This is a genomic window from Paenibacillus sp. FSL R5-0486 (assembly GCF_037975155.1).
Lineage (GTDB): Bacteria > Bacillota > Bacilli > Paenibacillales > Paenibacillaceae > Paenibacillus > Paenibacillus amylolyticus.
Map to the genome: position 1 here is coordinate 1,226,483 of NZ_CP150237.1, position 17,666 is coordinate 1,244,148.

General features: G+C 46.5%; 17 protein-coding genes. 12 read left to right on the forward strand and 5 right to left on the reverse strand.

What is annotated here, in order from left to right; all coding sequences use genetic code 11:
• The 3 genes from MKY01_RS05450 (at position 1) to MKY01_RS05460 (ending at position 2,573) form a co-directional block, all read left to right on the forward strand.
• On the forward strand, positions 1 to 753 hold the full coding sequence (locus MKY01_RS05450; RefSeq protein ID WP_036606279.1) for a hypothetical protein: 753 nt from the start codon (positions 1 to 3) through the stop codon (positions 751 to 753).
• Positions 754 to 764: 11 nt separating this feature from the next.
• Positions 765 to 1,868, forward strand: coding sequence for a toxic anion resistance protein (locus tag MKY01_RS05455; RefSeq protein WP_036606281.1), 1,104 nt, complete (start codon positions 765 to 767; stop codon positions 1,866 to 1,868).
• 138 nt (positions 1,869 to 2,006) lie between these two features.
• Complete coding sequence (locus MKY01_RS05460; RefSeq protein ID WP_036606283.1) at positions 2,007 to 2,573, forward strand: hypothetical protein; 567 nt, start codon at positions 2,007 to 2,009, stop codon at positions 2,571 to 2,573.
• Between the two features lie 64 nt (positions 2,574 to 2,637).
• Here the strand turns inward: MKY01_RS05460 and MKY01_RS05465 are convergent, their stop codons facing one another.
• Genes MKY01_RS05465 through MKY01_RS05480 form a run of 4 tightly spaced genes read right to left on the reverse strand, consistent with a single transcriptional unit; the run spans position 2,638 to position 5,571 of the window.
• Positions 2,638 to 3,300: a DUF2642 domain-containing protein gene (locus MKY01_RS05465; protein ID WP_282319257.1), complete on the reverse strand. Its 663-nt coding sequence runs from the start codon at positions 3,298 to 3,300 to the stop codon at positions 2,638 to 2,640.
• A gap of 13 nt (positions 3,301 to 3,313) precedes the next feature.
• Complete coding sequence (locus tag MKY01_RS05470; RefSeq protein ID WP_127547309.1) at positions 3,314 to 4,660, reverse strand: arsenic transporter; 1,347 nt, start codon at positions 4,658 to 4,660, stop codon at positions 3,314 to 3,316.
• A complete protein-coding gene (locus tag MKY01_RS05475) occupies positions 4,661 to 4,798 on the reverse strand; it encodes a hypothetical protein (RefSeq protein WP_161799422.1) in 138 nt (45 codons plus the stop codon).
• Between the two features lie 53 nt (positions 4,799 to 4,851).
• Positions 4,852 to 5,571 (reverse strand): hypothetical protein, encoded by a 720-nt coding sequence (locus tag MKY01_RS05480; protein ID WP_282319256.1) that lies wholly within the window; start codon positions 5,569 to 5,571, stop codon positions 4,852 to 4,854.
• Positions 5,572 to 5,915: 344 nt separating this feature from the next.
• Between MKY01_RS05480 and MKY01_RS05485 the strand changes: the two genes are divergently transcribed.
• The 4 genes from MKY01_RS05485 to MKY01_RS05500 all read left to right on the forward strand — a co-directional run bounded on the left by MKY01_RS05485 (position 5,916) and on the right by MKY01_RS05500 (position 11,445).
• A complete protein-coding gene (locus MKY01_RS05485) occupies positions 5,916 to 6,968 on the forward strand; it encodes a CotH kinase family protein (RefSeq protein ID WP_282319255.1) in 1,053 nt (350 codons plus the stop codon).
• A 245-nt stretch (positions 6,969 to 7,213) separates the two neighbouring features.
• The gene (locus tag MKY01_RS05490) at positions 7,214 to 9,016 is read left to right on the forward strand and encodes an ABC transporter ATP-binding protein (protein ID WP_339285771.1); all 1,803 of its coding nucleotides are present in this window, start codon (positions 7,214 to 7,216) and stop codon (positions 9,014 to 9,016) included.
• Positions 8,997 to 10,835: an ABC transporter ATP-binding protein gene (locus MKY01_RS05495; protein WP_339285773.1), complete on the forward strand. Its 1,839-nt coding sequence runs from the start codon at positions 8,997 to 8,999 to the stop codon at positions 10,833 to 10,835. Before MKY01_RS05490 ends, MKY01_RS05495 begins: the two co-directional genes overlap by 20 nt.
• A 274-nt stretch (positions 10,836 to 11,109) precedes the next feature.
• A complete protein-coding gene (locus MKY01_RS05500) occupies positions 11,110 to 11,445 on the forward strand; it encodes a hypothetical protein (protein WP_282319252.1) in 336 nt (111 codons plus the stop codon).
• Positions 11,446 to 11,542: 97 nt separating this feature from the next.
• On the opposite strand, the gene MKY01_RS05505 is transcribed toward MKY01_RS05500, so the two are convergent.
• Positions 11,543 to 13,147: a bifunctional UDP-sugar hydrolase/5'-nucleotidase gene (locus MKY01_RS05505; RefSeq protein WP_282319251.1), complete on the reverse strand. Its 1,605-nt coding sequence runs from the start codon at positions 13,145 to 13,147 to the stop codon at positions 11,543 to 11,545.
• A 273-nt stretch (positions 13,148 to 13,420) separates the two neighbouring features.
• Here MKY01_RS05505 and MKY01_RS05510 point away from each other — a divergent pair, with 273 nt between their 5' ends.
• From MKY01_RS05510 to MKY01_RS05530, 5 genes are all read left to right on the forward strand, one after another.
• The gene (locus tag MKY01_RS05510) at positions 13,421 to 14,404 is read left to right on the forward strand and encodes a phosphate/phosphite/phosphonate ABC transporter substrate-binding protein (protein WP_036672542.1); all 984 of its coding nucleotides are present in this window, start codon (positions 13,421 to 13,423) and stop codon (positions 14,402 to 14,404) included.
• Positions 14,405 to 14,581: 177 nt separating this feature from the next.
• A complete protein-coding gene (phnC, locus tag MKY01_RS05515; protein ID WP_076253378.1) occupies positions 14,582 to 15,379 on the forward strand; it encodes a phosphonate ABC transporter ATP-binding protein in 798 nt (265 codons plus the stop codon).
• On the forward strand, positions 15,376 to 16,227 hold the full coding sequence (gene phnE, locus MKY01_RS05520; protein ID WP_339285776.1) for a phosphonate ABC transporter, permease protein PhnE: 852 nt from the start codon (positions 15,376 to 15,378) through the stop codon (positions 16,225 to 16,227). The genes phnC and phnE (MKY01_RS05520) overlap by 4 nt, the downstream gene beginning before the upstream one ends.
• Positions 16,224 to 17,030, forward strand: coding sequence for a phosphonate ABC transporter, permease protein PhnE (phnE, locus tag MKY01_RS05525; RefSeq protein ID WP_339285777.1), 807 nt, complete (start codon positions 16,224 to 16,226; stop codon positions 17,028 to 17,030). The genes phnE (MKY01_RS05520) and phnE (MKY01_RS05525) overlap by 4 nt, the downstream gene beginning before the upstream one ends.
• Positions 17,031 to 17,349: 319 nt before the next feature.
• On the forward strand, positions 17,350 to 17,610 hold the full coding sequence (locus tag MKY01_RS05530) for a hypothetical protein (RefSeq protein ID WP_076329415.1): 261 nt from the start codon (positions 17,350 to 17,352) through the stop codon (positions 17,608 to 17,610).
• Positions 17,611 to 17,666: the final 56 nt, after the last annotated feature.

A 17,666-nucleotide genomic window follows, 5' to 3' on the forward strand; every position in this document is an offset into this window, starting at 1 on the left:
ATGTTACGGAAAACGAAGATAGGTATAGGCGCATTGGTCGGTTATGGTCTCGCGGCGATCACGAGTCCCTTTCTACCGGATGTCATCACGTGGGCAATTCCGGCACTGGCAACTGTGGTCGGAGGATTGATTCCTTCACGTTCCACGCCACGTACACAGGTCCAGGGTTCGTCATCAGCCCCTGTACCCATTACAGATATCGGAAATGAACCATCCCGCTTGAATGGTGGACAAGCACCGAGCACAGTGCCAACAGGGGCGCGAGAAGCTTCTCTGGCAGAGCCCCAACCGAGTTCCACTCCCGCACAGCATGCAAGCACAGAACAAGCGAAGCCTTCCCGGACTGAACCAGATCCTGTATTTGATCCGGTGATTGAATACCTGGAAGTTCTGGAGGATATGATCATCTCCGAAGGTCAGAAGAACGAGCTGGATAATGAGATCGTGGAGAAATCATTGGCGTTGTTTGCCCGTTTGCAGCGTGTGATTCCTTCCCTTCAGGAACTAAATAACGGAGATATCAACCATACGGTGCGCAGACTGATTTTAAAAGACCTGAACGGTTTTATTAATCCATTTTTACGTTTAAGTGGAGAAGCCAAACGCAACAATCGGCGTATGCTGCTGAATGGTCTTCGAGACGTGGATTCCAAGATATCGGATATTGTATCAACGATTGAACATAAAGACTTAATGGAGCTCCAGAACAAAGCGGAACTAATACATCAACGGTATAACAGCTCTGAATTATAGGAGGGATTGGCATGGCAACGGAATGGGCTCAGTTGAAGCAGGAAGATGAGCAACGGATTAACCAGGAAGCAACACAGCTTATTCAGAAAGTGTCCCAAAGTGATCCGGCTCATCTGGATACCTTAATGGATGATATCGGCAAGTTGGGCGTGAAAACACAAGAGAGAGCAGGGCAGACTCTCAAGTTGCTTGATCGTCCAGTCAATGAACTGATGTCCGGGAATCGGGCAGAGGTATCAAACATGATCCTGAAGCTCCGTGATGAATGTGAGAGTTTGCAGCAGAGTAAAAATGTGAGTTTTGTCGGGAAGTTGTTACGTAAAAGCCCGCTGAAAAACTATGTATACCGTTATCAATCCGTTCGCACGAACATTGATGCCATCATTAACGGGTTGCGGGACGGCAAGGACAACCTGGAAGAAAGCATCGTAAATATGCGCCAATTGAAACGTTCCTCCATTCAGGAGATCTACAATCTGCAGACCAAAATCTCTTTTGGTAATCAATTGAAAGCATTGTTCGAAACCGAGATTGCCAAGCCTGAGAACGAGAATCGTAAAGCACATCTGGAGCGTGGGTTGCGCAAAGTGGTTACACGTACCCAATCCATGACAGAGATGATCATGCTGTACAATCAGGCAATCGCAGCTACCGACATCATTAATGATAACAATGACAAGCTGATTGATTCCGTTAATAATGCCATTGATAAAACAGCGAATCTGATCACCGTTTCGGCCATGATTGCGATGGCTCTTAATGATCAGGAGAAGGTCATTTCTGCTGTGGAAGCTACGAATAAGACGATTGAAGATCAATTCAAGGAGAACGCCAGATTGTTGAAGACAACAACAGAGAAAACAAATGAACTGTTGTCCAAACCGGCGATGTCCCTTGAAGCGGTCAATCAGGCGATGGGTGATCTGATGTCTGCGCTGGATCTGTCCGAGCAGTCTAATCGCCGGATCATCGAGAGCTGTAATGACTATACCAACAAAATGACAACCCTTAACGCTAAAATGAGCGATCGACTGGGTCTGGAAGGGCCGAAGGCTGCTGCCATTCCGGAGAAAAACAAACCGGATTCCAGTGCATTAGGATCTTTCCTGGATTAGGGTAGGACTCGCTGCATATCGTATCGAGATTGCTACATGGTTTTATTTTCTACGAGGGACGCCGAGTGCGTCTCTTTGTTTCATTTATTTGATAGAATGAAGGTAAAATCTGGGGTTGTGCGAAGGAGCTTGCTGAACATGCTGGACTTTTCATTCGAGATTATTGATGAGACCAAGATTAATATTCAATACAAATATGGCAGTGAGTTCTTTAACTTTAACCTGTATTATGCAAACGGGGAGTGGACGCTACATCCTTTTGACGGCATACTGATCCAAAACCGTGAAATGTGCAGTCTGATTGTATCGGAGCTACTCCGTAACAAAGATTTTCATGTCATGTTGGCTAAAGAGAAAATCATCTTATCCCAATTACGCACCAGTGTTAACCTCCAGTCCAATGAGCCGGATGAATGGGTAGCAGATCGGAGAAACGCAGATTATTCCAGTCCTGATGATGAGTTGATGGATTACATAGGGAACCACAGTTTCGAAGACATATTACAGCTTGAGCAAGAACAGATTGAGGCCAGAGTGCAATTCTTCCAACAGATCATTCAGAGAATGTTTATGGAGGGGCTTGGACCGGAAGATGCTGATTTCATCAAAGTTCAGGCCGTGATTCGGATATATAAAGAGACATACGATCGTCTTGGTGAGTTGAATGATCATAATAGGGGTGATCGTGGACGCAGAAGATGGTAGGATGTAAAGGTGAAAAAAAGGTTCATCAGCCATAGGCAGATGAACCTTTTTGTTCTTCTGATATTCAAGGGAGATGAATGGTTTGGATATGATCGGTATGCATAATTAAAGAAGTCCCATCCGCTTCTACCAACGCAAGCAAGTGGCTGTCTGCACTCTTCAATAACCCTGCTCTGTAGGGCTTGCAACCGAGGTTGAGTACAACAAGTTCACCTATCATTTTATGAAGTTGCTGATCAAGTGTACGGGAGAGTGACATGGACGAAGGTTGCATAGGGAAATGTTGTTTACTAAGGGAGTAGGGTGTGCTGTTAACAGGTGAAGGAATGATATACTTCAGATGATTAATGGAGACATAGATAGAATGATATAACGGAGAGTAGAACATAAAGTAGTCATTCATAATATTTGTAATATACCCATGCAATGTTTTCCCTCCGATGGATATTTCACTGAAACGTCCACGGGCGTTCATCAGCATTTTGCGGTAAGAGATGTTGGTGTGATCCATCTCGGGGTCAGGTGTTGGCACAATCATACTTGAATCATCTGCTGTGCCGACATGCATGGATTGAACATGATGAAGTGGAATATAAACAAATCGCTGGTTTCCGTAGACTACAATCAGATCCTGGCCTACATCAATGATCTCACCCTGGATCGGTAGTTTACAGCCAGACAGCTCCAATTCGACGGATTTACCCAGCCAATGCGTAAGAAGTTCCACAGTATTCCTCCTCTCAATAGAGAATAGATGTCCAAATATATAGTGAAATTAGGCTAACAATTAGACTGATTGGTATCACAATAAAGGTAACTTTCATATACTGTTTCCAGGAGATTCGAATATGATGGGTCTTTAATATATACATCCAAATTAACGTTGCCAAGGTGCCAATAGGCGTCAGCAAGGCTCCGATATCACTTCCCAGAATGTTAGCAAGATATGCAAGATGCAGTTGAGATTCACTTAGTGGAAGATCTGTAACAGCAAAGGTCCCAATCATGACGGAGGGCAAATTGTTGAATAGATTGGAAAGCAGAGTGAGCATTAACCCCGATACAGCAATGATGCTGGCATTTCCTCCTTCTATTATAGGTTTCATCCACTGAATGATCCAAGCGGTCATGCCTGCGCGGTGAAGACTATCCACAATAACATAAATGCTGAAGGCAAAGAGTAGAATGTGCCAGGGCGTTTGTGTTATCACATCTTTGAGTCCAGTCCGGGTGCGATACCAACGCACAGCGAGCATGAGAATAACACCAGTGATTGCAACTACCTCCATGGGTATACCAACTTGCTCAGCTAGAAAATATCCTGCACGGATAAATACAACGATGCCTATACAGACACGGAACAGCCACCAGTCTACTTTATTCTCGGATTCAGCCGTCTGTAGCGGATGATATCCTGAACCGGATGAAGACTGCAGGGATACAGGGAAATGATGAATAACTTTGGGAATACTTCTACGAAAATAATAGAACAGCAGTACGGTCATCACCATGATCGCAAGCATGGATGGCACAAACATCATCTGAGTATAAGTATTCAGATTTAAGCCAACCATTTGCAAAGCAATCAGATTTGCCAGATTACTAAGTCCAATTGGCGCACTGGAAGCCGTGGCGATGAGCGCACCTGAGATCAGGTAGGGTAACTGTTGATGCATTTTCAGACGAAGTATAGAACAGATTCGAATAATAATCGGAGTTGTGATCAGAATACTGCCATCATTGTTGAAGAAGATGGTCATGAGAAAACAAAGTAATAGAATTAGCCAGAACAATCGAAAGCCGGAACCTCTTGCTTTCTCAATCATATTCAAAGCGATCCAGCGAAAAAAACCGATGCTATCTAAAATAATCGACATGACAATGGTAGAGAGGATTGTTACGGCTGCACCAGATACGATCCCGAAGATTCCAACAATGTGAGCATAGCTGCTCACTCCAGTTAAAATAAGAAGAAGGGCGCCAAGCGAGGTGGGTATAGATTCATTCAATCCGCCAGGACGCCACATCAGGAAAATGACAGTGATGATAAAGACCCCGAAGGTTAACCACAACTGGTAGTCAGGCATTTACTGTGATTCACCTCCCAGGGGGAGAAGTCCTGACGAAGCCTGAAGCAGATGTTCATGGGATGGAGTGGGCCTTCCGGGTGCAACGATCCAGTAAAAAGGCACACCAATCAAGACTAATGCGACGAAGATCAACATGATAATTCCCCCCTTTAAGCTGGTAGATAACTTAAGTTGTCAGTTTATTTCAGTTACTTCTTTTTACCGCCGGATTTGTTGCCACGGGACTGGTTGCCTTGATTGCCTCGCGACTTGTTACCACCAGATTTATTTCCTTGGGATTGGTTGCCTTGAACTCGTTGCCCCTGAGAACGATTGCCTTGGTTGTTCCGTGACTTGTTGCCGCCGGACTTATTACCCTGGGATTGGTTCCCTTGAGCTGCTTGGTTCCCTTGAGAACGGTTGCCACGAGACTGGTTGCCTTGAGCCGCCTGATTACCTTGGGCTGCTTGGTTCCCTTGACTTGTATTACTACTGTTGTTGTTGTTCCCACCACCACGTACGAGGGATACAGATTTCACATGTTGCATCGGAATACGAACAATCTCCTGATTTTTCAAAGTCATGATCAATTGGTTCTGGTTGGCATCGGCCAGGATGCCTTCCACTTTTTCAGGTCCTCCCCGGTTAATCTGAACACGGCGGAAGCGGAGTGCTTGCATAACGCCCAAAAACGTGTTGGAAGGAATAGGATTCCCCATGGCTGCATTTCGGTTACCACCGGAACGGCCTGTATCTGTTATGCTTTTGACATGTGATTCATTAACGTAGACAATCCCTTCTTTGCAGTTCATCGCCATATAGTCCCAGCGTACGTCCGTGAGTGTACCTTGTACTGAATCAGGTCCTCCCCGGTTAATCTTAATCTCTCTTCCCAACAAACCTCTCATTCCTTGACCATTCATAGACATTGTGTTTGACCCCTTCCATGATATAAGTTCAGATGGACAAAAATGGTGGATGTAATTATGATCCCTTCCATTCGTCATTCGTGTCTGTCTGTAGTTTAAGCATATGTGACATGCCTCTTGGAGGGACTAGCCAGTTAACTATATTTATACCATTTCAGCTATAATCTATGAAAATGATGTAAATTTATAGATTAATAACCCGGTTATTCCGCATTATGACAAGTGAATTGGGATGTGATAAGTATCAGGACTGTGCATTCGCCCGTACGACTTTCTGTGCATCTGCATAGGATGGTGTAAGAGCCTACGGGCGAATCTTACAGGTATTCGAAAGGCGGATGGAAATGGCTCTACCTGTCTACCATATCAGCTTGTCTCCAACCGAATATCAACAGTTAACGTCCAATATATGGTCAGAGACGTTTGTGAACAGCACGATGCAGATGGACGGCAAGCCGTTTCCGATCCGGCTTCGATACCGTGGAGGACATACGCGCGGTTATCCCAAAAAATCATTTGAGGTTCGTACATCCAGCCGGACGTATCATTTTAATGCGGAGTATGATGATCCTTCGTTGTTGCGCAATGCACTTTCTTTTCGTTTTTTTGAGTCGATTCGTGTACCCGCACCGTCTACACAACACTGCGTACTCTATCTGAACGGGCAACTTTTGGGTGTATACCTGCGGATCGAAGGGGTGAAATCCTTCTTTTTTCGCCAAAGGAAAATCCCTGTGCGCAGTATCTTCTATGCGGTGAATGATCATGCTGGTTTTACGATGAATTCGGAATCCTCTTCAACAAGTACCGATTTATTGTCCGGATACAGCTTAATTCGTGGCAAAGATGTGGATCGCACAAGGCTACGTAATTTTATTCAGCAGTTGAACACAAAGTCCAGGTTGGAATTGTTACGTTTTTTACAGTCGAGGGTGGATACAGACAATTATTTACGCTGGTTAAGTGGAGCTGTGCTTACAGGGAACTTCGATGGATTTCATCAGAATTACACATGGTATGAGAAAATCAAAAGCGGTAAATATGGCATCCTGCCTTGGGATTATGAGGGTACTTGGGGGAGGAACTGTTATGGAACACGAGTTGACCCCAATCTTGTTCGTATTCAGGGGTATAACAGACTTACCGGACGATTGCTGGCATTCCGCAGTTTCCGTGAGCAATATAAGAAGTTGATGCGTCAGCATCTGATGAATGCTTTTACAGAGAAGCGAATTATGCCTTTAGTCCATCGATTGCACAATGAGATTCGTGAAGATATCTACAAAGATCCTTACATGAAATGGCCTATGGACGTATTTGCAGGTGAACCGGAAAGAATTCGCGAATATGTGGTGAAACGTCGGGAGTATCTAAGTGAAAAACTACGTCAGCTGTAAGCACATAACTAGCGCGGGGAAGGGAGACCTTCCTTTTTTTACTGCCAAAATGAAGAGAAGTTTATTGTATTGGGAAAAGTAGGGTAATAAGAATAGAAGCGGCATTGTAAAATACGCTATAATAACCATATGTGTACATAGAAATGATTACATATTGGACGCTGTGGAGAAAACAACATGTCTAATGGAGGCTCTGAGCTGGAACGTGTTATCGGTTTAGGGTGCTCCGAGCCGGAGGAATGCTTATGATCAAGCTGTTGTACTACTTGAAGAAGTACCGAGTTGCCGCGATTGCAGCCCTGGTCATGATGTTAATTGAGCTTGCGGTGGAGCTGGCTCAGCCTTATCTGATCTCCAAGATCATTGATAACGGGATTCAGCAGGGAGACCTTTCTGTCGTCTGGTTGTGGGGCGGTGTGCTGGTTGGCAGTGCTGTTGTGGCTTTTGCTGCTGGAATTGCCAGTTCGTTCTTTGCATCCCATGCAAGTCTGGGGTTCGGATACGATCTGCGGGAGAAGTTGTATGAGAAAGTGCAAACGTTCTCTTATGCCGTCTTTAACCGGTTCGCAACGTCGTCCCTGATTACCAGATTAACGGGGGATGTGACCCAGGTTCAGGACACCGTCTTCATGAGTCTGCGCTTCATGACGCGTGTGCCCCTGGTGGTGATTGGTAGCATGATTATGGCAGTGATCGTGAACCCGAGGTTGGGTCTGCTGCTGGTTGTCATGGTGCCTGTACTGCTCATTGTTGTAGTGTGGATGATCAAAAAGGCAGCGCTGCTGTTCCGCAATGTGCAGCGCAGACTGGATGCCGTCAATGGAGTCATCCAGGAGAATCTGACAGGCATTCGGCTGATCCGTGTTTTCGTACGGATGGGCCATGAGATTGAACGCTTTGCCGGATTCAGCGGCAAGCTGATGAAAGGCACCATTTCCGCGCTGCGCCTGACGGAGACCACGATGCCGTTCATGCTGCTTATGATGAACGTTTGTATCATCGCCGTGTTATGGTTTGGACGAGTCGACATTGCCTCCGGTAATGCAACCGTGGGTGAAGTGGTCGCCGTCATTAACTACCTGCTTCGCACAATTGGTGCCATGTCTGCGTTGTCATGGATTCTGGTGACGTTCTCCAGAGCAAGCGCTTCGGCGCAACGGCTGAATGAAGTGTTTAATACGGAGGACACGTCGGAGACTGAACAGACGATATCAACGTCTGCACCATCTGCTGGATCTATGAAATCTTCGCATTTTCCGCAATCTGTATACCCGGCGAAGAAACAGCGCGCTGTGCAGGGAGCGGTTGAATTCCGCAGTGTAGGCTTCAGTTATCCGAATAGTGAAATTACAGTACTGGATAACATCACATTCACGGCAAAAGCGGGGGAGCGTATTGCCATTATGGGAGCAACTGGCTCAGGCAAATCCTCGCTGGTACAGCTCATTCCGCGGTTATACACAGAAGATCAAGGAAAGTTACGGATTGATGGTGCCGATGCATCAGAGCTGGATCTGTCCATGCTGCGTGGTGCGATTGGTTATGTACCGCAGGAGGTTGTCCTGTTTACCGGTTCCATCCGGGAGAATATTGCCTGGGGTCAGGAAGATGCTACCTTGGATGAGATCGTGGAAGCCGCAAAGCGCGCGCAGATCCATGAAACAATTGAGAATTTACCAAACGGTTATGATACATTGCTGGGTCAACGGGGAGTGAATCTCTCCGGTGGACAGAAGCAGCGACTTTCCATTGCACGAGCACTGGTACGTAGACCAAGAATTCTGATTCTGGACGATAGCACGAGTGCGCTGGATGTGGCTACAGAAGGCAGACTGCTCGATGCGCTGGAGGAATTGTCGTGTACCACGTTTATCATCACCCAGAAGATCAGTTCAACCACTTCGGCGGACCTGATTCTGCTGCTTGATGATGGACAACTCATTGGACAGGGAAAACATGAAGACCTGATGGAATCGTCAGAGCTGTATCGTCGAATCCATGAATCACAATACGGGGAGGGTGCACAGCATGTTCAAAGCATTCATTGAGCCTTTCCGTCAGCCGCCACCGCCGATTGATCCGGAGACGTTACGATCAGGTGGTGGTCGTAAACCCAAGGCACGGGCGAAGAACTGGTCAGGTACGCTAGGTCGTATCTGGACCTATCTGGCACGGCGCAAGGTTAAGCTGTCCATGGTACTGTTGATGGTGTTTGCCAGTTCCGCACTCGCTTTGCTTGGCCCTTACATGGTAGGGGTGGCCGTGGATGATTTCATCGCGGGCGAAGCCGGGGCAAGCTGGACTCGGTTTCTGATTGGATTAACCGCAGTGTATGTCTTGTTCTCTCTTACATCCTGGTTACAAAATATATGGATGATCGAAATTGCACAGGAAACCGTGTTCCGCATGCGGTATGATCTGTTCTCCCATCTGCACAAATTACCGATTCCATTCTTCGGTAAACGCCAGCAGGGGGAGATTATGAGCCGGGTGACCAATGATATCGAGAATGTCAGCGGTACGTTGAACAGCTCGGCGATCCAGATTTTTTCGAGTGTATTAACACTGCTCGGAACGTTTGGGGTTATGCTCTGGCTCAGTCCGCTACTGACCCTGCTTACCTTTATCGTTGTGCCTCTGATGGCCATCGGCATGCGTTGGATTACGCGCAGAACGGGACCGCTCTTCAAAGAGCGGCAGCGCAATCTCGGTGAACTTAACGGTTACATCGAAGAGACTTTATCCGGGCAGCGGATCATTAAGGCATTCTCCCAAGAGGAGCGAGTGATTCGCGGTTTTGAGGAACGGAATACCCGCATCCGGATTTCCGGTTTCTGGGCACAGACGATCTCTGGCTTTATCCCGAAACTGATGAATGGATTAAATAACCTGAGCTTTGCGATTGTGGCGGGCATCGGTGGTATTCTGGCGATTCAGGGTTCGGTTACAGTCGGGGTGATTATTATCTTTGTGGAATATGCCCGTCAATTCACCCGTCCGCTGAATGATCTGGCGAACCAGTGGAATACGTTATTGTCCGCGATTGCGGGGGCTGAGCGCGTATTCGAGGTGCTGGACGAAGATGAGGAAGCGAAGGATGAAGGGGCAGCGATATCTCTGGACAAGGTAGAGGGAGCCGTTCGTTTCGACAAAGTATCCTTTGGATACGATGAAGGACGTAACATTTTGCATGAGATCAGCTTTGAAGCTAAACCGGGGGAGATGATTGCCCTTGTGGGTCCGACCGGAGCGGGGAAAACAACATTAATTCAGCTGTTATCCCGTTTCTATGATCCAACAGGTGGCACATTAACGGTAGATGGTCGCGATATGACCACCATTCGGCGTGAGAATCTGCGGTCACATATGGCATTTGTGCTTCAGGATTCATTTCTGTTTCAGGGCACGATTCGAGAAAATATTCGATTTGGGCGTCTGGACGCAACGGATGAAGAGGTGGAAGCAGCCTCCCGGCTGGCGAATGCCCATTCCTTCATTGTGCGAATGAAGGATGGATACGACAAAGTGCTCCAGGCCGACGGGAGCGGCATTAGTCAGGGGCAGAAGCAACTACTCGCCATTGCCCGGGCAATCTTGGCAGATCCATCCATACTTGTACTGGACGAAGCGACGAGCAGTATTGATACTGTTACGGAGATTAAAATCCAGGAAGGGTTGCAACGCCTGATGCAAGGTCGTACCAGCTTTGTCATTGCCCACAGGCTGAACACGATCCGTCAGGCCGACCGGATTCTGGTGCTGAAGGATGGGCAACTACTGGAGCAAGGCTCGCATGATGCATTGCTGGAACAAGGCGGTTTCTACAGAGAGCTGTATTACAGTCAGCTGCGTAAAAAGGCGCAATAGTCATTTTGGAAAATATGGGACATGTATTAGAGAACTTGTAGGTATGTAAAAAGAGCAGGGATGAGGGCACGATGCTCCTCAATTCTGCTCTTTTTGCATATTCAATTGAAGGAAAATGGAAAACGGAACTGTGATTGTATGTTAAAATAAGGATATATTGGAATAGGTCCGTTTTTGGACGGTTGCCAGCGGTTTTGAAGCATGAGAATGAATTTTTACACGTATGCCTGTAGTCAGTCATGTGATGCATTAAAAGAGAGGAGGGCAATGCGGAATGGAATTCAAATTTGGGAATGTTGCTATTCTTCTACCCCCTGTTCACATTATTATTATCGCAATCATTATTATTTTCATTCTAGTAAGGTGGAGCAAGCAGTTAGAAACAAGACGTTTTACGGTTTTCTTTTACTTTTTAATTAGTACGTTCATTACGCCAATTTATTCTCAAAGTACAACAAATGGTGTCTTTGAGCTATGGATCCCCGCAGGGTTTATTTTGGTTTTCTTTTATTTGATTCGTAGCGAAAGATATCATCCATCTAAAATGAAAGCGAGTATCTTAGGATTTTCAATAGCATTATATCAGTTAATCCTTCAATATGTCGGATGAAGGGACAGGACAGGATAGGATAATTCAACAAGAACAAGTAAGCAATAGGTTGAAAACAAAAGAGCAGATCCTGATCACAGGACCTGCTCTTTCTCATTTAACTTCCGATAACTTTCCAGTTATTAGCCTGCTCCACCGTTAACGGCTGGTGTCTGCGGATGTAATCTTCCACCAGTGCGGCCATGTCCGTGGCACCTTCGTGCAGTACCTTTTTGCCCGGATACATTGCATAATCCCCGCCGCCAGCAGCGCGGTAGCTGTTCATCACCACAGAGTACATGCCATTCATGTCCATTGGCTGGCCTTCATGTTCCAACTTCACAACTCGACTGCCAACAGGTTGGGAGATATCTAGCTCGTATTCCATGCCAGCCCACATATCGTAATTATAATGTTGAGGTTTGGGTTCCATATAAGCCGGATTAACTGCCACCTCACCAGAAGCATTCACTTCAAAGTAACGTGCCGTTTGTTCCAGTGCCTCCCGGATATCCTGACCACTCAACTCCAGCACCGTCAGAGTATTAGGATAGATGAAGTTGGATAACACGTCCCGAACGGTGATGTGACTCCCGAAACCGCGAGCTTCTTCACTCAGCATGGCGGTATTGGAGAGCTGCGCTCCAGTCGCTTCCATCTGCACTTGATGTACAAAAGCAATGAATGGATGTGCCTTGAGTCGCAGAGCCGTAGCATTGGTGATGGATAAATCCCCAGCCACCTCGCCAATGGGTTGATCAAGCCATGCTTGTGCCTCAGTTTCCAGCTCTTCCGTCAGTTTCATGACGCTTGCATCAGGTTCAACCTCATGATGTTCATCCAGAAGTAACAACCGAGCCTGCTTATCTGTAATTTGCCACTTGCCGCCCGATGATTGTTCCAACTGAACGGATACATGCCCCGCACCATTTCCACTGAATCCCGGTTGAATGACGGTTACACCATGAATATTAGCGGTAAGCTGACGATGCTGATGTCCGGTAAGCAACACATCAATGCCTTCGATGTCCCGGCAGATGGCATAGCCTTGATTTTCTCCAGTTAACCGTTCGGTGGGCTCGCCTGTCTCCAGATCACTCTCAAATCCACCGTGATAACTCACAACCATTACATCTGGTTGTTCATGATCGCGTATATAGCTAACCCATGTACGAATGGTCTCCAAGGCATCAAGGAACTGTAACCCCTCAATATTTTTTGGATGCTCCCAGTTCGGTATGTAGTGCGTAGTTGCGCCCAAGAGGGCAATTTTGACACCCGTAGACAATGTTTTGATTAGATACGGAGGACCGAAGGCAGGTACGTCTGGCTGCTCACCTTTTACAATATTGGCAGACAGCCAAGGGAAATTGGAAGCTTCAACTGCTCCGCGCAACAGATTCTGACCATAGTTAAACTCGTGATTGCCCATCACCGCAGCATCATAACCGAGTTCATTCAGTACCGTTATGAATGGATGCACCTCGTTTTTGGAAACCTGTGAAGCTGCATAGGAGGCCAAGGGTGATCCTTGCAGCAGATCCCCGTTATCCACCAGCATCAATTCAGGTGAACGTTCACGTTCCTTCCGAATCAGGGAAGCCAGCAGGGCAAGCCCAGCCGGGCGGTAGGCATTGGTATTGTAATGAATGGGACGGATCGCCCCGTGCAGATCACTGGTATACAGAATATCGAAGCTTGCCGTATGGTTTGTGGATGTCATTTTACAATCTCCTCTAATATATAAGTTCAGATATATGGAATTACTATAAAACGGAGAAGAATGAATAGCTTGAAGAACCGAAGTATGCGCCGTTATCTCCGATGTTCTTCCTATATCTTCAACCATAATGAGCCTATTCTAACAGATACAAGTCGCGCTGACAGCCTGACAGGAAACTTTACAAAACTCCAAATTTCGTTTCACATCGCGCTAATATTTGGCAACTATAGTAGATAAGTACTGAAAAATAGAAACTCTTTGGAGGGTGTTCGTTTGAAGAAGTCTGCTTTATTTTTACCATTGTTGATTTTGGTTCTGTTTCTGAGTGCTTGTGGGTCTAGCAGTAGTACAACAGGTTCGGCTAACGGGGATAATTCGAGTTCGAATGCATCCGGTACGTCTACGGCAGAGACAGAGAAAGCTGTCGAAGGTTATGTGCCAACTGAACTGACGGTTCAATTTGTTCCTTCCCAGAACGCAGATACGCTTGAAGCCAAAGCGAAACCGCTGGAGAAGTTGCTTGGTGACAAACTGGGCATTCCGGTAAAAGTCAGCGTATCCACCGACTACAACACAATTATTGAAGCAATGGCTTCCAACAAAGTAGACGTAGGTTTCTTGCCTCCGACAGCTTATGTACTGGCTAAAGAAAAAGGCGCTGCGCAGGTTATCTTGCAAGCACAACGTTTCGGTGTAAATGATGAGACAGGTGCTCCAACCGAAGAGTTGGCGGATTCCTATAAATCCATGTTCATTGTAAAAAAAGACTCTCCGATTCAATCCATCGAGGACCTTAAAGGTAAAAAAGTCGCTTACCAAAACGTAACGTCTTCCGCAGGTTATGTATGGCCAGCAGGTCTGTTGCTGGACAGGGGCATTGATCCATTAAAAGATGTAACACCTGTAACGTTGAAAGGTCATGACCAAGGTGTTATCGCTGTATTGAACGGTGACGTTGATGCAGCAGCTATTTTCCAAGATGCCCGCAACACGGTAGCTAAAGACTATCCGACTGTATTTGAAGATACACGTGTACTGGCGTTCACTGAGCCTATTCCTAACGATACCATTGCCGTTCGTACAGACATGAATGCAGATTGGACTGCGAAGATCAAACAAGCCTTCATCGATATCGGTAAAGATACTGAAGGTCACCAGATCATCAAAGAAATCTATACGCATGAAGGTTATGTAGAGTCCGATGATAGCAAGTTTGAGATCGTTCGTCAGTATGGCGAAAAAGTGAAAGGTGAATAATTCTGATCTAAAAGTAGTTCGGGATCTGTTCACTTTGTAGTAGCTTTCTTGGATGGGAACAGCTTAATCGTAGCAATGGACAGGCCAGTTCAGCGTGATCTACGCTGCGCTGGCTTGTGCCATTACAGCAAGGACTCATGTATGGTTGATCATTATGAATGAAAGAAGGATATTGTCATGATTGAGCTTCATAACGTTACCAAAACTTACGCTAACGGTACCAAGGGCCTGGATAATATTAATCTGAAATTTAAGCAGGGTGAATTCATTGCTGTTGTGGGTCTGTCCGGTGCGGGTAAATCAACGCTCTTACGCTCCATTAACCGACTGCACGACATTAGTGAGGGCGAGATTCTGATTAACGGAAGTTCCATCACGAAGGCACAAGGCAAACGGCTGCGCATGATCAGACGTGACATCGGCATGATTTTTCAGAGCTTCAATCTGGTGAAACGCTCTAGTGTACTACGTAACGTACTCGCTGGACGGGTTGGATATCATTCCACTATGCGTACCATTATGGGTCGTTTTCCAAAAGAGGATATTGAACTGGCATTCACTGCGCTGGATCGTGTGAATATTTCGGAGAAAGCTTATTCCCGTGCAGATCAGTTGTCTGGTGGACAGCAACAGCGTGTCGCTATTGCTCGTGTACTGGCACAGGAAGCAAAAATCATTCTGGCCGACGAACCGGTTGCTTCACTTGACCCGCTTACAACAAAACAGGTCATGGATGACCTGAAACGCATCAATCAAGACCTTGGGATTACGACGATCGTCAATCTTCACTTTATTGATCTGGCGAGAGAGTATGCGACCCGTATTGTCGGATTGCGAGCAGGTGAGGTGGTCTTCGACGGCCCGGTAGAAGAGGCAACGGATGAGCGCTTTGCAGAAATTTACGGCAGACCAATTCTGGCTGACGAATTGTTGGACAAGCAGGCTGTGCATGAGCAGGGAGAAGTTGTGGTATGAAGGGGCAGTCCAACGTTCCACTTCAGAATTCAGGCGGAGTGGGGAAGGAACTTGGTTCCAGCCCGGCTCAGGTTGTGAATCGCCCAAAACCGCCTGGGCGTACGAAACATTTGCTCACCTTAGTGATCATTCTGCTCCTTCTGTGGGCCAGTGCCAAGCAGACGGATGCCAGCTTCACGGAGTTGTTTGAAGGTTTTCCCAACATGCTGGATCTGCTGAAGGAGATGTTCCCGCCCCGGTGGAGTTACTTTGATAATATCGTGCAAGGCATGCTTGAAACGATTCGAATGGCCCTGATTGGGACAACCATTGGTGCGATTATTGCGATTCCAGTCTCGATTATCTGTGCCGGTAACCTGATGCCAAGTCGCTGGATCTACTATCCGGCGCGCTTTCTGTTGAACCTGATTCGGACCGTGCCGGATCTGTTGCTTGCTGCTTTGTTCGTTGCTGTGTTTGGTTTGGGGCCAATCCCCGGAATCTTGGCACTGGCTGTGTTCTCGATAGGTCTGATCGCGAAGCTGACGTATGAGACGCTGGAAACCATTGATCAGGGGCCACTGGAAGCGATGACGGCTGTTGGTATGAACCGGATTCAGCTCATTGTATATGGCGTGGTGCCGCAACTGGCTGCCCAGTTCACATCCTATGTGCTGTATGCCTTCGAAATTAATATACGTGCTGCTGCCATTCTGGGACTGGTGGGAGCCGGAGGGATTGGACTCTACTATGAGGCCACACTTGGGTTCCTGGAGTATGACAAGACCAGCGTAATCATTCTGTTTACCCTCGTCATCGTTCTGGTCATTGATTATGTAAGTACTAAGCTGCGGGAGAAATTGCTATGATGAAAAATGAAATAAGCCGCATCCGGCCTAAACCACGGAAGAACCCGCTACGCTGGGTCATTGTGTTACTGTTAATCCTTGTGTATGTCTGGGCGCTTGCCGGTGTACCGTTTACTGGTTTCAAGGAAACCGCCGCTCAGATTATGAAGGCTATTGTAGCCGGGATTTTCTCACCGGACTGGGATTTTGTATATTTGCCTGAGGGGGAAGACCTGCTGCGGGGATTGTTGGATACGCTGGCGATTTCCGTGCTGGGTACTGTAATCTCGGCCGTGCTCTGTATTCCGTTTGCCTTCTGGTCTGCCCGTAATATGAGTGGGCATCGTTCCATCTCGGGTGCAGGTAAAATGGTACTCAGCTTTATCCGCACATTCCCTGAGATTATCATGGCCTTGTTGTTCATCAAGGCAGTAGGCCCCGGATCGTTCGCAGGGGTACTCGCCCTTGGGTTGCACTCCATCGGCATGTTAGGCAAGTTGTACGCAGATGAAGTTGAAAATATCGACTACGGCCCATCCGAGGCGCTGCTTGCCTCCGGAGCCAATCGTATGCAGCAGTTGTGGTTTGCCATCCTGCCACAGGTTATGCCTGGCTTCCTGAACTATACATTGTATCGTTTTGAGATCAATGTACGTTCCGCGACTATACTGGGTGTAATTGGAGCAGGGGGGATTGGTACACCGCTGATCTTTGCGTTAAGTACTCGGAACTGGCCGCGAGTAGGTATAATCCTGCTGGGTATTATCGTGATGATCACGATTATTGACTTGATCTCGGGGTATATTCGTAAGAAGCTGGTGTAAGGGTTAATGTGGCGCTACGAATATACTAGATGATAAATTAAGATAAGTTGATAGAGGAAGAAGAGAGGGCTATTCGGTGCCGGAATATTGGCAGGGGTAGTCTTTTTTTGTGTCTGTAAATAAACATCGGTGCGTTCTTGTTGCTCAGCTAACCGTCGAGGAATAAGAGGATTCCAAGAATATGCATCACAATGATTGAGTTATTTTCCAAATCCATGTAATATTAATAGGTTTCTATATAAAGGGAATTAAGGATATTAATCAATACTCCTCTTAAATACCCATACAAGAAATGAGTTTTTCGAAAGGAAGGTGACCTATGGAAATATTTTATTTTATATGGATTGTATTTATGGTATTGATATTGCTGTACAGAATGATCTTTCAGAAGTTTAAAAAACATAACAGAGAAAATATTGGACTCAGTGCAATCCTGATCATTTTCACGGGAAGCAGTTATACGTTTACACAGATGAACTTGATTTTTGTCATTAGTGTCATCGCCGTGGCCGCTTATTGTGCTGTATGGAACAGCATTCTATTTGTTAGAAATGGATATGAGCCGGAACGTTTGAAATGAACCAGGGTTCTGTATCGGCGATAAAGAATTTAAACAATGTAGCATAGCCTTGCGGG